Source organism: Microseira sp. BLCC-F43 (assembly GCF_041929235.1).
Classification (GTDB): domain Bacteria; phylum Cyanobacteriota; class Cyanobacteriia; order Cyanobacteriales; family Aerosakkonemataceae; genus Microseira.
The window spans coordinates 12743-31366 of record NZ_JBHFNP010000170.1; the positions used below are offsets into that span (position 1 = coordinate 12743).

The 18624-nt window shown below is 48.2% G+C and carries 15 protein-coding genes and 2 pseudogenes; 9 read left to right on the forward strand and 8 right to left on the reverse strand.

All coding sequences use genetic code 11. The annotated features are described in order from the left end of the window. Nucleotides 1-11 precede the first annotated feature (11 nt). The gene (gene urtA / locus ACE1CM_RS23940; protein ID WP_374881045.1) at nt 12-1346 is read right to left on the reverse strand and encodes an urea ABC transporter substrate-binding protein; all 1335 of its coding nucleotides are present in this window, start codon (nt 1344-1346) and stop codon (nt 12-14) included. Nucleotides 1347-1491: 145 nt separating this feature from the next. Between urtA and rsmA the strand changes: the two genes are divergently transcribed. The 4 genes from rsmA to ACE1CM_RS23960 all read left to right on the forward strand — a co-directional run bounded on the left by rsmA (nt 1492) and on the right by ACE1CM_RS23960 (nt 5618). Further along, a complete protein-coding gene (gene rsmA / locus ACE1CM_RS23945) occupies nt 1492-2310 on the forward strand; it encodes a 16S rRNA (adenine(1518)-N(6)/adenine(1519)-N(6))-dimethyltransferase RsmA (RefSeq protein WP_374881047.1) in 819 nt (272 codons plus the stop codon). A 27-nt stretch (nt 2311-2337) separates the two neighbouring features. After that, a complete protein-coding gene (gene ispE, locus ACE1CM_RS23950; protein ID WP_374881049.1) occupies nt 2338-3279 on the forward strand; it encodes a 4-(cytidine 5'-diphospho)-2-C-methyl-D-erythritol kinase in 942 nt (313 codons plus the stop codon). Between the two features lie 189 nt (nt 3280-3468). After that, entirely contained in the window at nt 3469-3810 is a 342-nt protein-coding gene (locus ACE1CM_RS23955) for a DUF3082 domain-containing protein (RefSeq protein WP_374881051.1), read from the forward strand. Nucleotides 3811-3962: 152 nt separating this feature from the next. Further along, nucleotides 3963-5618 (forward strand): HD domain-containing phosphohydrolase, encoded by a 1656-nt coding sequence (locus ACE1CM_RS23960; protein ID WP_374881053.1) that lies wholly within the window; start codon nt 3963-3965, stop codon nt 5616-5618. Nucleotides 5619-5800: 182 nt separating this feature from the next. Here the strand turns inward: ACE1CM_RS23960 and ACE1CM_RS23965 are convergent, their stop codons facing one another. Next, nucleotides 5801-5962, reverse strand: a complete 162-nt coding sequence (locus ACE1CM_RS23965) for a hypothetical protein (protein ID WP_374881055.1) — start codon at nt 5960-5962, stop codon at nt 5801-5803. Nucleotides 5963-6412: 450 nt separating this feature from the next. Here ACE1CM_RS23965 and ACE1CM_RS23970 point away from each other — a divergent pair, with 450 nt between their 5' ends. After that, entirely contained in the window at nt 6413-6637 is a 225-nt protein-coding gene (locus ACE1CM_RS23970; protein ID WP_226586008.1) for a DUF2811 domain-containing protein, read from the forward strand. Nucleotides 6638-6869: 232 nt separating this feature from the next. On the opposite strand, the gene ACE1CM_RS23975 is transcribed toward ACE1CM_RS23970, so the two are convergent. Beyond that, nucleotides 6870-7583: a response regulator transcription factor gene (locus ACE1CM_RS23975; RefSeq protein ID WP_374881237.1), complete on the reverse strand. Its 714-nt coding sequence runs from the start codon at nt 7581-7583 to the stop codon at nt 6870-6872. Between the two features lie 600 nt (nt 7584-8183). Here ACE1CM_RS23975 and ACE1CM_RS23980 point away from each other — a divergent pair. After that, nucleotides 8184-8810 (forward strand): CPP1-like family protein, encoded by a 627-nt coding sequence (locus ACE1CM_RS23980; protein WP_374881057.1) that lies wholly within the window; start codon nt 8184-8186, stop codon nt 8808-8810. 193 nt (nt 8811-9003) lie between these two features. Here the strand turns inward: ACE1CM_RS23980 and ACE1CM_RS23985 are convergent, their stop codons facing one another. Both ACE1CM_RS23985 and ACE1CM_RS23990 read right to left on the reverse strand, forming a co-directional pair. Further along, nucleotides 9004-9138: a hypothetical protein gene (locus ACE1CM_RS23985; RefSeq protein WP_374881251.1), complete on the reverse strand. Its 135-nt coding sequence runs from the start codon at nt 9136-9138 to the stop codon at nt 9004-9006. A gap of 10 nt (nt 9139-9148) precedes the next feature. Further along, nucleotides 9149-9280, reverse strand: a pseudogene (locus ACE1CM_RS23990) (HNH endonuclease); the annotation flags it as partial. On the opposite strand from ACE1CM_RS23990, the pseudogene ACE1CM_RS23995 reads away from it, so the two are divergent. Then, a pseudogene (locus ACE1CM_RS23995) lies at nt 9218-9563 on the forward strand (IS701 family transposase); the annotation flags it as partial. The pseudogenes ACE1CM_RS23990 and ACE1CM_RS23995 overlap by 63 nt on opposite strands. Nucleotides 9564-9763: 200 nt before the next feature. Here the strand turns inward: ACE1CM_RS23995 and ACE1CM_RS24000 are convergent. From ACE1CM_RS24000 to ACE1CM_RS24010, 3 genes are all read right to left on the reverse strand, one after another. Beyond that, nucleotides 9764-10465, reverse strand: coding sequence for an HAD family hydrolase (locus tag ACE1CM_RS24000; protein WP_374881058.1), 702 nt, complete (start codon nt 10463-10465; stop codon nt 9764-9766). A 162-nt stretch (nt 10466-10627) separates the two neighbouring features. After that, entirely contained in the window at nt 10628-11761 is a 1134-nt protein-coding gene (hppD, locus tag ACE1CM_RS24005) for a 4-hydroxyphenylpyruvate dioxygenase (protein ID WP_374881060.1), read from the reverse strand. 225 nt (nt 11762-11986) lie between these two features. After that, nucleotides 11987-12703, reverse strand: coding sequence for an SDR family oxidoreductase (locus tag ACE1CM_RS24010; RefSeq protein WP_374881062.1), 717 nt, complete (start codon nt 12701-12703; stop codon nt 11987-11989). Between the two features lie 548 nt (nt 12704-13251). On the opposite strand from ACE1CM_RS24010, the gene ACE1CM_RS24015 reads away from it, so the two are divergent. Both ACE1CM_RS24015 and ACE1CM_RS24020 read left to right on the forward strand, forming a co-directional pair. Next, on the forward strand, nt 13252-14229 hold the full coding sequence (locus ACE1CM_RS24015) for a hypothetical protein (RefSeq protein WP_374881064.1): 978 nt from the start codon (nt 13252-13254) through the stop codon (nt 14227-14229). Nucleotides 14230-14334: 105 nt separating this feature from the next. Continuing rightward, complete coding sequence (locus ACE1CM_RS24020) at nt 14335-18549, forward strand: Ig-like domain-containing protein (protein WP_374881066.1); 4215 nt, start codon at nt 14335-14337, stop codon at nt 18547-18549. Nucleotides 18550-18624: the final 75 nt, after the last annotated feature.

Genomic DNA, 18624 nt, shown 5'->3' on the forward strand with positions numbered 1-18624 from the left:
AATCTTAAATCTTAAATCTTAAACTTCCCTCCCTTAGCCGGATCTGACCAATCGCAAGAAAGCCCCTTTGTTTCTGCTACAAATTGATTCCAAGGAATTGGTGAAACTGCTTTAGGCGTGGCGAAAACAATATTGAATTGACCGTCTTCTTTGACTTCGCCAATTCGCACCACCTTAGCGATATGGTGGTTATTTTCCATCGTTACCTTTCCTCCTGGCGCTTCCAAAGTTTGGCCTAACGCCGCCTTTCTCACTGCTTCCAAATCGGTTGTTTTCGCTTTTTCCACTGCCTGCTTCCACAAGTAAACCGCAATGTAAGCTGCTTCCATTGGGTCATTTGTTACCCGATCTGCGCCATATTTTGCCCTGAAAGCATCCACAAATTTCTTATTAGCTGCCGAATCGACGGTCATAAAGTAATTCCAGGCAGCATAATGGCCTTTGAGATATTCTGGACCAATTGCTTTGACTTCTTCTTCCGCAATACTTACAGACATTGTCGGATATTTATCTGGTCCCAATCCAGCGCCTTGCATCTGTTTGAAAAAGGCGACGTTACTATCCCCGTTCAGGGTATTGTAAATTACGCCACCCTTGGGCAAAGCTTGCTTAATCTTGGTAATAATCGGTGTGACTTCCGTATTCCCCAATTCCAAATAATCCTCACCGACCGTTTTGCCGCCTTTGGCTTCCAACTGAGCTTTTATAATCGTATTAGCTGTGCGCGGAAAAACGTAATTCGAGCCAATTAGGAAGAATTCTTTCCCTTTATTTTGCAACAGCCAATCTACCGATGGTTCGATTTGTTGATTTGGGGCTGCACCCGTGTAGAAAATATTTTGGGAACACTCCTGCCCTTCGTACTGGACGGGATACCAAAGCATGTGTTTCTTTTCTTCAAAAACTGGCAGCACCGCCTTGCGACTGGCAGAAGTCCAACAGCCAAAGATTGTTACTACTTTATCTTGGTCGATCAGCTTTCTGGCTTTTTCGGCAAACGTGGGCCAATCGGAAGCACCATCTTCTATAATTGGCTCTATTTTCTTACCTAAAACCCCGCCTGCGGCATTGATTTCTGCAATCGCTAATTGTTCGGCATCTACAACGCTTTTTTCGCTAATTGCCATCGTCCCACTCAGCGAGTGCAGGATCCCCACCTTAATCGTATCTCCACTCGCTGCTGCGACCGGCGATGCCGTGGGAGACGCTGCTGGCGTTGCTGCCGTCGTAGCAGTCGTTTGTGGATTATTTGGCGCACTGCCGTTGCACGCTTTCAGAAAAATACTCGTACCTAATGCAGCGGAACCATACAAAATAAATTTACGCCGACTATATCGTTTCGCCATGTTCCCCTCACTCCTAATTCAACACTCTGGAAAAAAACAAACAATAAACTCGGAAGCAAATAGACTAATATATTCATAGACTTTTGCGTTCAGATGTAATCTATACTACAAATTATTGCTCGATTAACAAATTTAACATTTTTTAATGAATCATCGACCGCGAAAACAATTTGCTCAGCACTGGCTGAGAAGCGAAAAAGCCTTGAACCAGATTGTAGGGGCAGCCGAATTATCCGGAAGCGATCGCCTTCTGGAAATAGGTCCTGGTACGGGTATCTTGACAAAAAGACTCTTGGCTATTGCTGAGTCCGTTGTCGCCGTAGAAATTGACCGGGATTTATGCGATAAATTAGCCAAACAATTGGGAAAAACCGCAAATTTTCGGCTGTTGCAAGGCGATTTCCTCGAACTCGATTTAAACGCCTTACTAGAACCTTTCCCGGCGTTTCAAAAACCTAATAAAGTTGTTGCCAATATACCATATAACATCACCGGCCCCATTTTAGAGAAACTTCTAGGTACAATTTCTGCCCCCGCAGATGAACGCTATGAGTCAATCGTGCTGCTAGTGCAAAAAGAAGTAGCGGAAAGATTATATGCCAAATCGGGGACAAAAGCATTTGGAGCTTTATCAGTCCGGGTACAATACTTAGCCGAATGCGAGTTAATCTGTAACGTACCAGCCCAAGCGTTTTACCCGCCGCCCAAAGTCGATTCTGCCGTAGTGCGTTTGCGCCCCAGATTAACAGCACCCCCCGCCGCCGATCCGAAACGGTTAGAGACTTTGGTTAAACTGGGATTTGCCGCCAAGCGGAAAATGTTACGAAATAATTTGAAATCGGTGGTAGAGAGCGATCGCTTAACCCAGTTGCTGGAACAATTAAATATTAACCCGCAAGCCCGCGCCGAAGACCTGGGCGTCTCGGAGTGGGTCGTATTGAGTCACAGCTTACCCCCAATCTGAAATCTCAAATCTAAAATCTCAAATCGAATGCGTTCCTACTCCCTACTCGCCCCAGCCAAAATTAACCTATATCTGGAAATTTTAGGCGATCGCCCGGACAGCTATCACGAACTGGCAATGATCCTGCAAAGCATCGACCTCGCCGATACCATCGACTTACACGCCAACGGCACGGACAACATCCGCCTCCACTGCGACCATCCCCAAGTCCCTTTAGATCAAACAAACTTGGCCTATCGGGCGGCGCAGTTAATGATAAACCAATTTCCCAACGCCTTTGCCAAATTTGGCGGCGTCGATATCGAAATCGAAAAGCGCATACCCGTCGCCGCCGGGTTAGCAGGCGGATCGACCAATGCCGCCGCGGTTTTAGTAGGGTTAGATCTAATGTGGCAATTAGGATTAACTCAATCGGAATTGCAGGAAATCGCCGCAATGTTGGGTTCCGATATTCCATTTTGCATCGGGGGCGGCACTGCGATCGCTACCGGGAGAGGCGAAAGACTATCCCCCCTACCCGACTTGGATAACCTGCACGTCGTATTAGCCAAACACCGCAGTTTAGGGGTTTCCACCGCTTGGGCTTATCAGACATACCGACAGCAGTATAGCAGTTCCTACGTATCAGACCCCCAAAGCCTGAAAGAAAGGTCGGCAAGGGTACATTCGGGAGGGTTGGTGAACGCCATCGCCCACAAAGATGCAGCTAAAATTGGTCAATCCCTCCACAACGACTTAGAGAAAGTCGTCTTGCCAAAATATCCCCAAGTGCAGCAATTGCGCGAAGCTTTTGAGAAAGCTGGTGTTTTAGGTACGATGATGTCAGGATCTGGCCCGACCGTGTTCGCGCTAACAGAATCTCGCACCCAAGCAGAACTCGTTCAGCAACAAGTAGCAACAGAGATTCTCGACCCTAGTCTAGATTTCTTTTTAGCTCAGTTCAACCCAACTGGAATTAAAGTAGTCTAATCAAACTATCGCCATTTTTAGTCAAAATTAACCAACCTTTCCAACCGAAATTGTTGAATAACTCAAGTTGCTAATGGCTGGCTAATGGCTCGCTCGGGAACAATGCTATATTAGCAATTAGCAATTAGCAATTAGCAACTTATTAGTTGATTTCTTTTTGCTAACAATTGCCAAAAACAATCGCAATTTATGACAGAACCAACACCTAAGAAAGAACCCGAAACTCAGCCAAATCCCTCTGGAAAGGCGCTACCGGGACCGCTGCGCTGTTTGAGCGGTGCAGTAGTAGCGGCAGGACTGGCAATCGCGCTATACTTCCTCACCTCATCCATCGCCTCTAACTTTGCCAGCAAACCAATTCAATCCGACAACTTTACAGTAGTTAACATCACCGTCGCGGTTCGCACCCTAGTCGTCGGCGTCAGCGCCCTGGCCACCGGCATCTTTGGCCTGATCGCCATCGGTCTAGCCGCCCTAGGAATTCAAGTGTTATTTAACCCACCCGCAAAGCCAACAGATGCCAAGCAGTAGGTACGCGAGACTAAAGTATCCCGAATCAATACCCACACCGCAAAAGCACGCTGTGGGGATTCTGGCTTGATTCGCTAAACTCAAAATGTCCGAGGGTCAAATAACCAAAAAGACAGAGCTAATAATCGCGTTTTTTCGATGAAAAATTCACTATGGTTCCCAATACCCAGCTTGCGCTCGCTCAGAATCAGGAACTGCTTTTGGCATCTACCGAACAGGTGGAACTCGTAGAACAGCTGTTGGCAATCGGCACCGCCCTTTCTAACAGTCATTCTTTGGAAAAATTACTCGAATTAATTTTATCGAAGAGTCGAGAAATTACTTGTAGCGACGCTGGCAGCCTTTATTTAATTGACCGCAACGATGGCATTGCCAAATTACTGTTTAAAGCAGCCCAAAACGATTCGATTCCCCAGGTCACGTTTCGGGAATTCGCCATGCCCATCACTCACAATAGTCTATCCGGGTACGTGGCGCTAACGGGTGAAAGTTTAAACTTGCCAGATGCCTACAATTTGCCACCAGAAGTTCCCTATCAGCTAGACACCAACTTTGACCGCGATTTTTCCTATAAAACTCGCTCGGTTTTGGTGCTACCGATGCAAAACCAACAGGGCGAAGTAATTGGCGTACTGCAACTGATCAATCGTAAAGTTAAACCTGATACCGTTGTCAACCCTGAAAACGTCAAGCATGTCACCCAGTCTTATTCAGATTGGGAAGCGCGAATAGTTCGCTCTCTGGCTTCAATGGCAGCAATTTCCATCGAGCGCAACCACCTGCAAGAAAGTATTGAAAACTTGTTCGAGGGTTTTGTCACAGCTTCTATCCAGCTGATTGAAAAGCGAGATCCGACCACCTACGGTCATTCCGAGCGAGTCGCCGCCTTGAGCGTTGGTTTAAGTATTGAGGTCAATTCAGTCACTTCGGGGCCATTAGAGTCGGTTTATTTTAGCGCCCGCCAGCTGCAAGAAATCCGCTACGCCGCCCTGCTGCACGACTTCGGCGAAGTCGGCGTCCCCGAAGCGCTTTTGCACAGGTTGAAAAAACTCTCCCCCGAACAACTGGAGATCGTTCGTCAGCGCTTTGCCGTCGCGGGGCGCACCCTGGAATTGGACACCGCCCAAGCTAAGTTCCAGTATTTGCAAAACTTATCTCAACAGCAGCGTTCTTTTGCTCCTACCAGGAAAGAGTTAGTAGAATTTGATACATATCTTCTAGAAGCGATGGAAAACCTCGATCGGTTATGGGAACTGCTGCTGAAAATTAACGAACCAGAAAGCTCAATAACGAGAGAATTTCAGGCTTTGTCTGACGAGGAACTAGCTTTATGGACAGAACTGTCCCAGTATCAATACAGAGATATAGACGGTAAATTAAAGTACTTAGTGACTACTCAAGAAATGGCGCAGCTGATGGTTCCCAGAGGAAATTTGACACCCGAAGAGCGGTTAGCAATTGAAGCTCACGTTACTTACAGCTACCATTTCCTGAAGCAGATTCCCTGGACGAACGATCTGAAAAATATCCCCAGCATCGTATTGTCCCACCACGAAAAGTTGGATGGAACTGGCTACCCGCAACGATTGAAACAAGAACAAATTCCCATTGCGAGCCAAATTTTAGCGCTCGCCGACATCTACGACGCGCTGACCGCTGGCGATCGCCCGTACAAGGACAAGGTATCAGCAGAGAGCGCGGTTAAGATCCTCAAAACCGCTGCTAGTAAAAATAAACTCAACCCCCACCTGGTTGACCTGTTCGAGCAGCGCCAGGTTTATACAGTTTTGGAGCAAGGGAGCGTGTAAGCAATTGAGCAGGTGTGCAAGTGAACAGGTGAGCGTTTGAAGCCCATTTAACCTTGTTTTACCGTTAAAAGACTAATTTTTACTCAAATTTCTCGCTTTCCCAACTACACACCTGCCTCAGAAGCCCAAGAAGTCCAAATTTTTGCAATTCTTATCTTTCGCCCAAAATTTCCCCATAGATTTCACAGCGTTTCCACAGCACCGTTCAACTTTTTCCACAGCTTGGTTGCGGTTTTCCACAAAGATTGACCCATGACCCTTGTCTTCCTGTTTGCTTGGGGATTGTTTCCCGATCGCACCCAATAGCCGCCAAATCCCCCCCTTATTTTTAAGTTATGTAACAAATGTCAAGCCCAAAAGCTGATTCTGTCGTTAGTGTTTTTCGTTTCAGAAAGCAGTTGTAACATTTCGCATCATTGACAACCCCACCCCCTCTTAGCAGACAATGATGCGACCCACCTACAAGTGGGAGTCATCAGTCAGTGGAAAAGCATATAGAGAGAAATATGTCAATAGCAGCCTGGTGGCGATCGCGCAAATGGTCACATCCCGGACAGTAATTAACTCAAGTTGCTAGTTACATCCAAGGATGTTGGTAATGGCGTTACTAGGCTCTGCCGTGGTCACGAGGGTAATTGGTAATGGTCCCGATTCCACCACCAATCAATCGAATTACCTATTACCTATTACCAATGACCACCGCCAAAGCTGATAACTAGCAACTTGGGTTAATTAGTTTGTTACTGATGACCCACGACCGATGACCGATGACCCATGACTCACAGAGGAATTGTATGAACGCGACAGTCAGTATATTGGCAGAAATTCCAGAAGCCCTACACGAATCGCTCACGCTCTACCTGGAAACCCATCCCGACTGGGATCTTGACCGGGTGTTTACGGCGGCTCTGTCCCTGTTTTTGCTTCAGAATGGAGAAGGCAACACAAAAGAAGCGTCCCTCAGCTATCGTCGGGCGGCTCAGGTATACCTGGAAACCCTATTCAGACATTCGGCTTGATGGGTAATGGGTAATGGGTAATGGGTAATTGTCGGGGAGGAGATTACCATGACCCATGACCCATGACCGCTTGACCAAAGAGTTAGATACCTTAATTGCATCGCGGTAGATGCGCTGCAAAACAAAAGCACCGCAAAAACCAACCCACCCCAAAATTCCCAAGACTCAGCTTGGGGAATGGGGTTAGTTTCAAGGCGGGTTGAAGGGTGGTGGAAAGGGTTACCAGAAATGACTACTTACCGTTGTCTGGTTTAGCACCGGGAAGCTCAAACTTGTAGCCAACGCCCCTGACTGTCTGAATCAATGCTGGCTGATCCGCATCAGTTTCGATCTTCTTGCGAATTTGACCGATATGAACGTCAACGACGCGCTGATCTCCGACGTATTCGTAATCCCACACAGCTTGAATCAGCTCCGAACGACGCCAAACTCTACCCGGATGGGAAGCCAAAAAATGCAGCAGGTCGAACTCCAGGGCGGTTAAAGATACGCTCTGGTTGTTCAGCATCACCTCCCGGCGCACCGGATCGATGATTAATTGGTCGAACATCAGACGTTGCTGTACAGCCTGAGTCACAGCCCGCTGGCGCTTTAAAATGGCTCCCACCCGGACGCCTAACTCGCCCAGACTAAACGGTTTGGTCAGGTAGTCATCGGCACCTTTTTCAAACCCTGTAATTTTATCGGCTTCATCGGTGCGGCTTGTCAGCATTAAGACAAACACACCAGTACGACCCTGCATTTCTTGACAAAGGCTATAGCCATTGGCATCGGGCAAATTTACATCCAAAATCACCAGATCCGGGTTAAATTGCTCAAATACCGTTATGGCGGTCTTACCGTCAGCAGCAGACTCCATTTGGTAATTTTGCTTAGTCAAGAAACGATAAATCAGGTTCCGAACCGCTGGGTCATCATCAACAACAAGTATCTTGGCGCGATCCATAGTTACCATTTCCCCTAACACATGAGGATTAACAGACGAACGGGTGGGTTGAATATGGGGTTGGGAGTAACCGATCGACTTGGCTGACGATAGATTCTCCTTTCTATTGTGTATCCTGCATTTTAGATGATTATCAGTCGAGAACTCGGTCATGCTAACAACCTGTAATCGAGAAACTTCTACATTTAACGCTTTGTCAATATTGAGGCAATTTTTCCGATTGCTTTAACAAAACTTCCCATGCACTCTGCATTAGTATGCCCCACCTGACGATTAAAGTCTCTATTCTATAAAAGTGTTTTCCGCTCCTCAGGCTTGTGTCTGGGTATCTCCCAGGGCGATCGCACCAGCCTACGCCCCACCTGATGCGTCACGCACTTTCCGAATTCAGCTAAGATAATTCCAGTTTTGGGGGCTGGTGTAAACAGCCCCCTCGGTTCGGGTTATTTGTGGGCATCCACACAAATAGTTCAGGGCTACTAAAAGCCCACACTTTAATGTCTCTTGGGTGTGGGTGGTTTACAATGGCGCTAATCTTGACCCTTGTGGGGTCAGAAGTGGGCTTGTTGCGGCTAGTATGGGATCTGTTGGAGGTTTTCGATGAGCGTTCAAAATCCTTACGAACAACTTGGGTTGACCGAAGATGCTTCGTTTGATGAAATTAAAGCGGCTCGCGATCGCTTGCTCGCTGAGTCCTTAGGCGATCGCCAGCGACAAGAAATGCTAGAAACAGCCTACGATGCCATTTTGATGGAGCGGCTGCGGATGCGCCAGGAAGGCAAAATCAAGGTTCCCGAAGGCGTTCGCTTTCCCGAACGCTTGACAACTGCTCCTCTGAGTACTCCACCCACCCCGGTTCAGCAATCTCCGGCTTGGCTGCAACGGCTGATTGATACTCCCAGTCCAAAAGACGTTCTTTTGCCTGCTGGTTTATTCGGGAGTTTGGGAGCTTTGAGCATTTTTTTGCCCCGTGGTAATAGTTCAATTCTGCAACTAACCTTGGCTTTGGGCATCGGGTTGAGCCTTTATTTTCTCAATCGCAAGGAAAATCTGTTTGGTCGAGCCATACTGCTGACTCTATTCGGCTTGCTGGTGGGTTTGCTGTTGGGGGGACTGTTTTACAGCTTGCTCTCGACTCCAATTGCCAGCATCCCCTTAACCGATGAGCAATTTATCACCCTCGTAACTTTGATCTTGCTATGGTTGGTTTCTAGCTTTCTCCGGTGACGCTCTTGCACCTCCCTAGCGGGTAGGTGTAGGCTTCTGGGGCTTCCTCGCTTCCCGTGGCGCAAAGCGCCTTAGAATGCGTAGAACTTCCTTACAGGTATCATCGGTGATAGAACCAACTATCCCCATGCCACCTTTACGGCGTTTGATAGTGGGGTTAGAGTCGAGTGGAGAATCACTTCTCCACCCTCTCTTACAGAACCGGACTTGATAGATTTCCATCATCCGGCTCCTGAATGACTCGGTTCTTTGTCTGGAATACCATTACTACCATCATTGGCAGTCTTTTCGTCGTGGCAATGTCGATGGAGAGCTGGGATATTCTCATAATTATTCATTCCTCCTCTGGACTTTGGATTGATATGGTCAATCTCTATTAAGTCTCCAAATTTAAAGTTAAGTCCACAGTTGAAACAATTAGTCACGACCAAATTAATCGTTATTTGCTCCGAGAAAAACTCAGCCGCCACCTGTTGTGGGAAAACGTTAAGTCGTTAATTCAACATCACTAGCAAGGTTATATAATTTTTGATGACACAATTTTAGATAAAAAAAGATATAGCCAAGAAATTGAATTAGCGCGAAAACAATATAGTGGGAATGAACACCGAGTCATAAAAGCCATTGGTGCGCGTTAATTGCCTGTATGTTAATCCTGAAACAGGCCAATTCTGGGTAATTGATTACCGTCTCTACGATCTGGAAGCTGATGGGAAGAGTAAACTTGACCATGTGTTAGATCTGCTTAATTCACCAACTCAAACGCCCTACCTTGGTCATAACTCTAGCTGAATGAATGATTATGTGTACCCGTGTGACAGGGGCTTTAGTCCTGAATTGCAGTGCTGGTCTTCTCGCGTTAAACATAGTTCAGACACCGCTGTTAGCCCCACGGCAATTCACGCGGTATTCATCTCACACCTCGCTTCGGGTAGGTGTGAGATGAATACCTTTTAAGCTGAAATTTTTTGTGGGCATTGAGATAAAATTAAATCTACCGCTGCGCTCAGATCGTTGACGATCCAGTCGGGTAAGTAGGCTTCTAACTCCACGCGATCGCGAATTCCCGATAAAACTGCGATCGCACGCACCCCGTTGGTTTTGGCAGCAACTATATCGGCTTCCGTGTCCCCCACCATCCACGTATCTTCTGCTATTGGGAGTTCTTTGAGCGCTTGTTGCATCAACAGCGGCTTTTCATCGATATCCTGGGTTTTAACATAGTCGTTACTCAGTCTATAGCGTCGATTTGGCGGAAAAAATCGGCCTAATTCGAAACGTTCCAAGGCATAATCCAGCTCTATCTCTCGCCGCATCGTCATCACCACCAAATCTACCCCAGCTCGCTGCACTTTTTCCAGGGCGTCAACGGCTCCGGGTATCAACGCCTCATAGTGAAAATAAGGCAGCGTATGCACGGTTTGCCGCCTCATGGTGGCAAATTCTTGGGCTGCCGCTGGGTCAAGCCCTGAAATCATGCCTATTTCCCGTTCTGGCACCCGCGCGCGCTTCAACTGCCAAAATTCATCCTTCGATAGCTGGCGTACTGACCGCTCCTGACGGCTAGTTTTTTCCAGGCAAAACTGGTAAACCCGGTAGTACCGTTCCGAAACGTCCACGATCGGCCCATCGAAGTCAGTAATCACTCTTAACATCGGGCAATAAAAATTAATTGTCCTTTACAGATTATCGCAGCTAATGGGTAATGGGTAATTGGTAATCGGTAATTGGTCATAGAGGCTTTCCTCTTCCGACTCCTACAGGCAATGAGCCATTAGCCATTAGCCATTAGCCATGATTCACCATCTATGACCGCGTCAAGTACTACGGAGAGATCCTCGCTGCATCTGCTCGCGTTCAATCGCTTCAAACAAGGCGCGAAAATTGCCTTCCCCAAATCCTTGGGCAAGTTTTGTTTCGCCCCTGACGCTACCAACTCGCCGCTCGATCAGCTCAAAAAAGAAAGTTGGTTGGGAAAAAATTGGCTTTGTGAAGGTTTGTAGCAGTAAGGGCGGGGTTTCCCCGTTGGCAGTAGCACCATCTTCCTGCCAATCTACCAAGATTTGCTGCTGGGCAATTTGCTGCAATTGAGACGGGGTGAGGGGAAGTCGGTGTCGCTTTTGCAACTGGGTATAGTAATCAGGGGGAACCTCAAGAAACGCGACGCCCCGACGACGCAGGCTGGCGATCGCTTGCACAAGATCGATCGCCTGCAAAGCAATATGCTGGACACCAGCGCCGCGATTGATATCCAAAAACTCTTGAATTTGAGAATTCGCCCCCACGGGTTCGTTGATCGGTAATTGTACGCGAGATATCGGATGAAACATCACCCGACTGCGTAAAGCCGACCGCTCGGTTTGAATTTTAAAATCCTGTTGCGGCTGAAAACCCAAGACATTCTCGTACCAAGCAATAGCACGCTCTAGATCGCCAGCTGCCACATTTAACACCACATGGTCGATGTTGGTAAAGTAGACAGGGGACTGGGCAGGTGAGCAGGTGAGCAGGTGAGCAGGAAGAATTTCTCCCCTAGTCCCCTCGACCCCTGGGTCCCCCTGCTCCTGGGCCTCGATTAAGGTATGGCTCAAACACCCCCAAGCGGAAATTGTTGCCCATTTCAGGCTGCCTTGCCCCTGTGGTTGTTCCTGAAGCGGTTGTAATATCTGGGCACCTTGACTGACTGCTCTAGTCAAGACGGCTGCGATATCCTCGACGTAAAAAGCCAAGTCTGCCACACCCTCTGGGTGCTTTTGCAGAAAAACGGCAACTGGGCTAGCAGGTAACAGGGGTGAGGATAGCTGAAAAACGATCGAACCGGATGTGACTACTTCCGTGCGCGTGCTGCTGCACTCACGCTTTGCTACGGCTTGAAAGCCCAGCCTGCGAACAAACCAGTCACGCCACACCGTTGCATCTTTCACGTAGAAGTGAACGCGAGCAATTTTCATAACGACTCGGAAAATTTAGTTTTTAGCTTATCCGCCGCTAAATTTTGACATTTTTGCTTGCGGTTTTTTGTGCCTCAACCCTCAGCTAGAATCCCTTAACAGGGACTAGGGCCAGAAAAAAGAGTTTTTGATGACTAGGATTCGCTAAAGGGTCATCCCTAGCGCCCCTTACCCAAAGAAACCGGGTTTCTATGAAAAAGCAGAAACCCGGTTTCTACTAGCGCCTCAAAAAAACAGGTGGCTTTCTGGTTGGATGTTAATTTCCATCGGTACGGCTTCTGGGGGGGAATTGAGCGCGAAAGCAATCGCCTGCGCCGCTGTTTCACTTTTGAGCATTTTGGCCCGATCTACCTTCAAGCTGATATTGTCCCAAAACGGCGTATCGACGCCGCCAAAGTAAAACAGGGTGAACTTGATGCCAAAACGCTTCAACTCCTCCGCCATGCACTTGCTAAACCCCACTACACCAAATTTCGAGGCGCAGTAAGCTGCCCCCATTGCCATTGAGTGTTTGCCCAAAATTCCCACCACGTTGCAGATATGACCGCTTTTTCGCTCTTTCATCACCTCGGCTACTGCTTGACAAGTATAGAAGCTTCCCTTTAAATTCAATTTCAGCATCGCGTCTAACTCGGCTGGTTCGATTTTGTTGTACTGCTTTAAGACCCCAGCACCAGCAGCATTAACCAAAGCGTCTATTTGACCGAAGTGGGCAACAGTTTTTTTCATCAGGTCTTCCACCTGTTGCCGGTCGGTGATATCAACAGACACCTTCAGTATTTTTGTTCCTCGAGCGATTGACAGCTGGGAGGCTAGGGTTTCTAAGCGATCGCTATTTCTCCCTACCAGCACTAACTTGGCTCCCGATGTTGCTAGTTTGCGCGTCAAGGCCGCACCAATCCCACCTGTAGCGCCGATAACAACAACTACTTTGTCTGTCATACTTGTTTACAATTCTTTACATCTTGATTGTACAGATGTTTTAGAACTTGCTCAAATGGCTGTAAAGGAGATATAGTTTTAGCGTTTACCTGCATTTTATCGCCGATTTTTGCTCGGTTATTATAGCCAATAGGCAATCTTGGGAGTTTTTTTATAACCAATGACAGATTGCCAGGGTTGAGATTTGCTCTGGAAAAAATATTTCTAAGTCTGGTAACTTCTAAGTTGGAGTTGCGTGACAGACTTGTGTTTCCATTCAGCAAAGCTGGAGGGGAAAAAACTGATAATGAGTCAAATTTTCACATTTTTATCACATTCAATCTTTATTGTAGAAATTGGCGATAACGGAGCGGGACTTACCCACGACGATCTGAGAAACCGGATTTCTTTGCGTAAGTCCTGACGGATGTTAAGTTTAAACTACAAGGAAAAATAAAAAAAATGCTATGTGGCTATTGACTAAAGCTGGGAAGTGTTCGTAAAATTTAAAACGCAGATAGTAAAAAGAATTCCCAATGGGAGTATGAAAATCTGTGTAGCTCGTTGTAATGAAACTTGTGAAACAGCGACTTGGGCAAGGAGGATTGCTTTTAGTAGCCCTCGCAATCCCTTGGTTAGTATCGGGCCAAGTTTGGTCAAACGCCACCGCTCAAACCGTTACAATTACTAACACCGGCACTGCCAACTTCCAAGATGGTGATCAAGGAGCGGTGCAGAACGTTCAATCGAACCAAACTTCGGTGAATGCAGTTGTTGTTGCAGCCACAATAGAGGTGATAAAAACGGCAGATAAAGCTGCCGCAGAACCAGGAGATACTGTGGTTTACCGCCTACAGGTGAGAAATACGGGGCAAGCTAACGTCAGAGATTTAGAAGTTCAAGACACGTTACCTTTAGGATTGAACTTCCAGGCTAAATCAATACAAGCAGCCTTGACAGATGGGAACCAATCTACTCGTGTAGAGCTACCTAACCCTGATATTTCCAATCGCAGGATTACATTTCGCGTTCCGATAAACTTAGGGCCGAGACAAATTCTTAATATTGTTTATGCCGTGACATTGACGCCAGATGCGATTAGAGGTAATGGTCGTAACGTAGCGGAAGTAATTGGCACTAGCAGAGGGCGAAATATCAGGAGTAATGTGGCAAGTCACAGGGTGCAAATTCGTCCGGGAATTGTCTCAGATTGTGGTACGCTAATCGGTCGCGTGTTCGTCGATAAAAACTTTGACGGCGAGCAACAACCAGGAGAACCAGGGGTACCGAATGCGGTAATCTTTTTGGATGATGGCAATCGCGTTACTACCGATGCCAATGGACTATTTTCAGTTGCCAACGTAATTGCGGGTAATCGAACTGGGACTTTGGATTTGAGCAGCTTACCGGGCTACACTTTGGCGCCCAACCTGTATTTCATAGAAAGAAATAGTCAGTCGCGTCTAGTTCGCCTAGAACCTGGTGGAACAGTAAGGATGAACTTTGGGGTAACGCCTGCATTTGGTGAAGAGCAATCCAATAATTAAAACTTCAAAATTAATTTGGTTTTGAATTTTTAATTGATTGCAGGGGGCATTGAAAAAAGCTAACCATTGATATTTTTCTGTGCGATTTGTCTGGGGCTTCGCTCAATGACAACTTTTCGGGACTTTTTTATACCAACCCTGCTGGGAGTGGTGGTAGTTTTGCCACCAGGAAATGCCCAAGCAGTAAACGACCAGATTTTATTGTGTAGGGGCGGGCCTGACACACTATCTCTGCCTCAAACAAACAGCCTAGATCAACCCGCCCTCGAGATATTGGCCTTGGGTCAAGAAAGCGCATCTACGGGTTATCACTTAGATGAAATCATAGGGCAGCATCTTTCGCTACCATGCGAGAACGACCAAATGGCTAAAACAAAAGCCGTGGAGTCAGCCAGCGAAGTCTCCCAGAGCGCTTCTAGTGGCTCAAAACCTGTTGGGGAGAGATGGGAGAAAGAGGAATCTTTTTCCCTACCGACTACTGATGAGCCCCTCACACAGGCTACATGGAAACGCGGATACTTGGTTAAATCTTCCACGAGCGAACAGCTGGCAAAAGCTGGTGCAGAACCGCAACTGCTGACCCACGCGGATGCTGTAGCGCCAGCAAGTAGTGAGGTAGGGGCGGATTTTACCAGAAACTCAGAAACCCGGTTTCTTTTCTCGTTAAACGAGGGGGTGCAACTCAACGCACAAATGCCCGCCGGGGCAAGTTCTAGGGTGCGAATCCTCAATCCCCAACCAGGGAAGATGGCAGAACGCACCACCAGCTTGATTGTGCAATATCCTGCCGACCAAACCCTAGAAATTAAAATCAACGGCAATACCCTCGACCCCGAAACCCCCACCCAAAAAGAGCGCGACGAGTCTCAAAACCTAATTACCCAAACTTGGTACAACATCCGTCTCAGACAAGGGGAAAATGTCATTACCGTCCAAGCAGGTAATGACGCGCCGGTGGAAGTGCGCCTGAATGTAGAAAATCAGGCAGCGAAGTTAGAAATATTACCAGAGGGCGATAGGAGCGTGCGCGCGGATGGTCGTTCAACTGTAACGATTACCGGCACGATTACCGACTCAGAAAACCAACCCCTCAAAGGGGACACAGTTGTGACTTTAACTACCAGTGCCGGTCAATTTGTCGGTGCTGACCAAGAAGAAGACCAACCTGGATTTCAAACGATCGCCCGCGACGGTAGATTTACAGTCTCATTGCAATCTTCGTTGCAAGCGCAGCAAGTCCGCGTCAGGGCAGCAATTTTGGGAGTTAGGGGTAGAAGCGTCACAATCGATCCCCCCAACCCCCCTTCCCAAGGGGGGCTACGGGGGGATCCCCCTTCCCAAGGGGGGCCTGGGGGGATCGGACTCCCCAGCGAACAACCGTTCTTGTCCAACTTCGACGCAGGGGAACCAGGGGAAATCGTTGCTTACGCCCAAGTGGAATTTGTGCCCAACTTGCGCCCCTCGATTGTTTCCGGTGTCGCCAATCTGAGAATTGGTCCGCGGGGAACCAATTTTTGGGGTAGTATGCGCGACTTCCTCAACCCCGATGATTTGGGCGGGACGGAAGTTGATTTTGATGCGGCCTTATTTGCCACCGGGCCGGTGGGAGAATGGTTGTTTACTGGGGCGTTTAATACGGCGCGCGCCCTCAATCAAACTTGCGATGGGAATAACCGCATCTTTGGCGGTATCCAGTTTTGCGAACAACAATATCCCGTCTACGGGGATAGTTCTAGGGTTGATTACATTACTCCTTCTAGGGATAGCTTCTACGTCCGGTTTGAGCGTGCTTCCCGCACGCCGGGAAGGGAACCCGACTACGGTATGTGGGGGGATTATTACACGAATGAGTTTGCTAGAGCTTCCCAACTGTTTAGCGCCAACAACCGCGCCCTGCATGGGTTTAAAGCGAATTACAGTTTTGGCAACCTCCAGGTGACGGCGCTGTTTTCTCCCGATACCCAGGGATTCCAGCGGGATGCGATCGTCCCCGACGGGACTAGCGGGTTGTACTTTTTATCCCGTCGTTTGGTTGTACCGGGAAGCGAGAACATTTTTATCGAAACCGAAGAACTTAACCGACCGGGTACGGTTTTAGAACGCCGACAGCTATCGCGGGGTCCCGACTACGAAATCGATTACGACCGAGGTACGTTGAGGTTTCGCCGTCCTATCCAAGCTACCGAGTTTGACTTGTTCAATACCGGGACGGCGGGTGCTTCGTCGCTGCTGGTGCGGCGAATTGTGGTCACCTACCAACACGAAGGCGGGAGCGATACCAGCATCGTTGCGGGGCGGTTGCAGTATAACTTTAATCCATCGATCAATCGTCCTGCTTTTGCTGGGGTGACCTACTGGCGGGAAGATATGGGGATGCGGGAATTCGATCTGTTTGGATTCGATTTCATGGTGTCCTTGGGAAACAGCGGACGGATTGTGGGGGAATATGCCAGATCGAATAATGATTTTATTTTCCGGGGGAATCGCAGCGGGTCGGCGTATCGTTTGGAGGTGAATGGTGCGATCGCATCCTGGTTAGCAGGACGCGCCTACTACCGTTCGGTGGAAGAAAACTTCCTCAACAATGCCACTGTTAGCTTTTCACCCGGTCAAACTCGTTACGGCGCTTCGCTCTCGGCGGCAATTACTACCACAACGGCGCTAGAAGTTCAATACGACTACGAAAGAAATTTCGGCATTGCTTCGGCGGTAAGAACGGATTTGCCAGATTTATTTAACCCAGGGGTGGAAGCGCGTCCCGGCAGTCGATTGGATAATACCCTCAACACGTTTAGTGCGGGACTGCGCCAGCGAATTGGTAGGGCAGATTTCAGCTTAAGTTACGTCAACCGCGTGCGGGAAGACCGGGCGGGAGATTTGGATGAGGATGCGAACCAGATTGTAGCAAGGTTAAACGTGCCGTTGCTAGAAAGATTGAGCAACGAGGGCGCAAGGTCGCCCCTGCTGACATTCCGCGCCCAGCACGAACAAAACTTAGGAGGTTCAAGCGACCCACTTTATCCGACTCGCACGACTTTTGGGTTAGATTGGGCGGCGTTTCCCGGGGTGACGATGCGACTGGCGCATCAGTTTTTTGATGGAGGACTGCTAACCAACAACTCGATTACCAGTTTAGACACGATAGTCGAGCGGGAACTGTTTAAAGATACCACGATGAGCAGCCGCTATTCGGTCCTCAGCGGTTTTGGGAATGTCATCGGACAGGGGGCGCTGGGAATCAGGTCGCGGATTCGGATTGCACCCGGACTGCGCTTGCTGCTGGGTTACGAACGAGTTTCGGACAATATCTTTGGTCGCACTGCTGCGGGGAGAAGGTTTCCCCAACCCTTTGCGGTGGGTCAAAGTGCCGCTTCCTTGGGATTGGGTTCTGGCGATAGCTACAGCATCGGACTGGAATATACCGATAACCCGGATTTCAAAGCTAGCGGGCGCTTTGAATACAGCACCGGCAGTTTTCGCGGTGACAATATGCTAATCGAAGTGGGGGCGGCGGGCAAAATCTCCCGTTCGATTACGGCGTTGTTGCGCTATTACCAGGCGAATTCTTCTAACCAGTTGTTGCGGGATTTAGATGATACGATTAACCTGCGAGTTGGGTTGGCTTATCGCGATCCGGAGGATGATAAGTTTAATGCTTTGATGCGGTATGAATTTCGTCGCAATCCCGCCCAAACTTATGATGAAATTCTCCAAGGAACCAGTACGGATTCAACGGATCATTTGTTTGCCTTGGAAGCGATTTATGCTCCGAATTGGCGCTGGGAATTTTACGGCAAATATGCGTTTCGCATCAGCGATTTTAATTTAGCCCGAAATTACAGCAATAATACGGCGACCAACTTGGCACAATTGCGGGCAACTTACCGCTTGGGTTACAGAACCGACGTTGCTGGTGAGGTGCGCTGGATTGGTCAAGAAGACTACAACGAATGGGGTTGGGCGGCGGAGTTTGGCTATTATCTGACCCCGGATTTGCGTTTGGGGTTGGGTTATAGTTTCGGTAGCGTGGATGACCGGGATTTTAGCGGTTTTAGATCCGAAGGCGGTCCGTATTTCCAAGTAACGTTTAAGGTTAACGAACTGTTTGGTGGATTTGGTCGCCAAAGAGTTGTACCGCGTCAACAAAGAGAAAGCGAAGTTGTTCCCGTTGCTGCTAATTTACCGATAAGTTCGGAGATGGAAGATGCATCTGGATCCGAGTCGCAAACCGAGGTGAAAACCCAGACAGACCCGCTGGGTGCAACGCTGAAGTTTTTGAGTCTTTTTGATGACTTAACTAACTTTATAGAACACCAATGATCGGGCAAATAATGAGTTAGGATTCACTACCGATGGACGCGATAGGTTGCACAAGAGGTATTACCAATTACCCAT

What these genes read in the sequence shown, in the direction of transcription:
- ACE1CM_RS24015 (WP_374881064.1), top strand. Translation starts at nt 13,252, where the DNA reads ATGAAACTTGTGAAACAGCGACTTGGGCAAGGAGGATTGCTTTTAGTA.
- ACE1CM_RS23980 (WP_374881057.1), top strand. Translation starts at nt 8,184, where the DNA reads ATGAGCGTTCAAAATCCTTACGAACAACTTGGGTTGACCGAAGATGCT.
- ACE1CM_RS23985 (WP_374881251.1), bottom strand. Translation starts at nt 9,138, where the DNA reads ATGAGAATATCCCAGCTCTCCATCGACATTGCCACGACGAAAAGACTG.
- ACE1CM_RS23960 (WP_374881053.1), top strand. Translation starts at nt 3,963, where the DNA reads ATGGTTCCCAATACCCAGCTTGCGCTCGCTCAGAATCAGGAACTGCTT.
- ispE (WP_374881049.1), top strand. Translation starts at nt 2,338, where the DNA reads ATGCGTTCCTACTCCCTACTCGCCCCAGCCAAAATTAACCTATATCTG.
- ACE1CM_RS24020 (WP_374881066.1), top strand. Translation starts at nt 14,335, where the DNA reads ATGACAACTTTTCGGGACTTTTTTATACCAACCCTGCTGGGAGTGGTG.
- urtA (WP_374881045.1), bottom strand. Translation starts at nt 1,346, where the DNA reads ATGGCGAAACGATATAGTCGGCGTAAATTTATTTTGTATGGTTCCGCT.
- hppD (WP_374881060.1), bottom strand. Translation starts at nt 11,761, where the DNA reads ATGAAAATTGCTCGCGTTCACTTCTACGTGAAAGATGCAACGGTGTGG.
- ACE1CM_RS23970 (WP_226586008.1), top strand. Translation starts at nt 6,413, where the DNA reads ATGAACGCGACAGTCAGTATATTGGCAGAAATTCCAGAAGCCCTACAC.
- ACE1CM_RS24010 (WP_374881062.1), bottom strand. Translation starts at nt 12,703, where the DNA reads ATGACAGACAAAGTAGTTGTTGTTATCGGCGCTACAGGTGGGATTGGT.
- ACE1CM_RS23975 (WP_374881237.1), bottom strand. Translation starts at nt 7,583, where the DNA reads ATGGATCGCGCCAAGATACTTGTTGTTGATGATGACCCAGCGGTTCGG.
- ACE1CM_RS23955 (WP_374881051.1), top strand. Translation starts at nt 3,469, where the DNA reads ATGACAGAACCAACACCTAAGAAAGAACCCGAAACTCAGCCAAATCCC.
- rsmA (WP_374881047.1), top strand. Translation starts at nt 1,492, where the DNA reads ATGAATCATCGACCGCGAAAACAATTTGCTCAGCACTGGCTGAGAAGC.
- ACE1CM_RS24000 (WP_374881058.1), bottom strand. Translation starts at nt 10,465, where the DNA reads ATGTTAAGAGTGATTACTGACTTCGATGGGCCGATCGTGGACGTTTCG.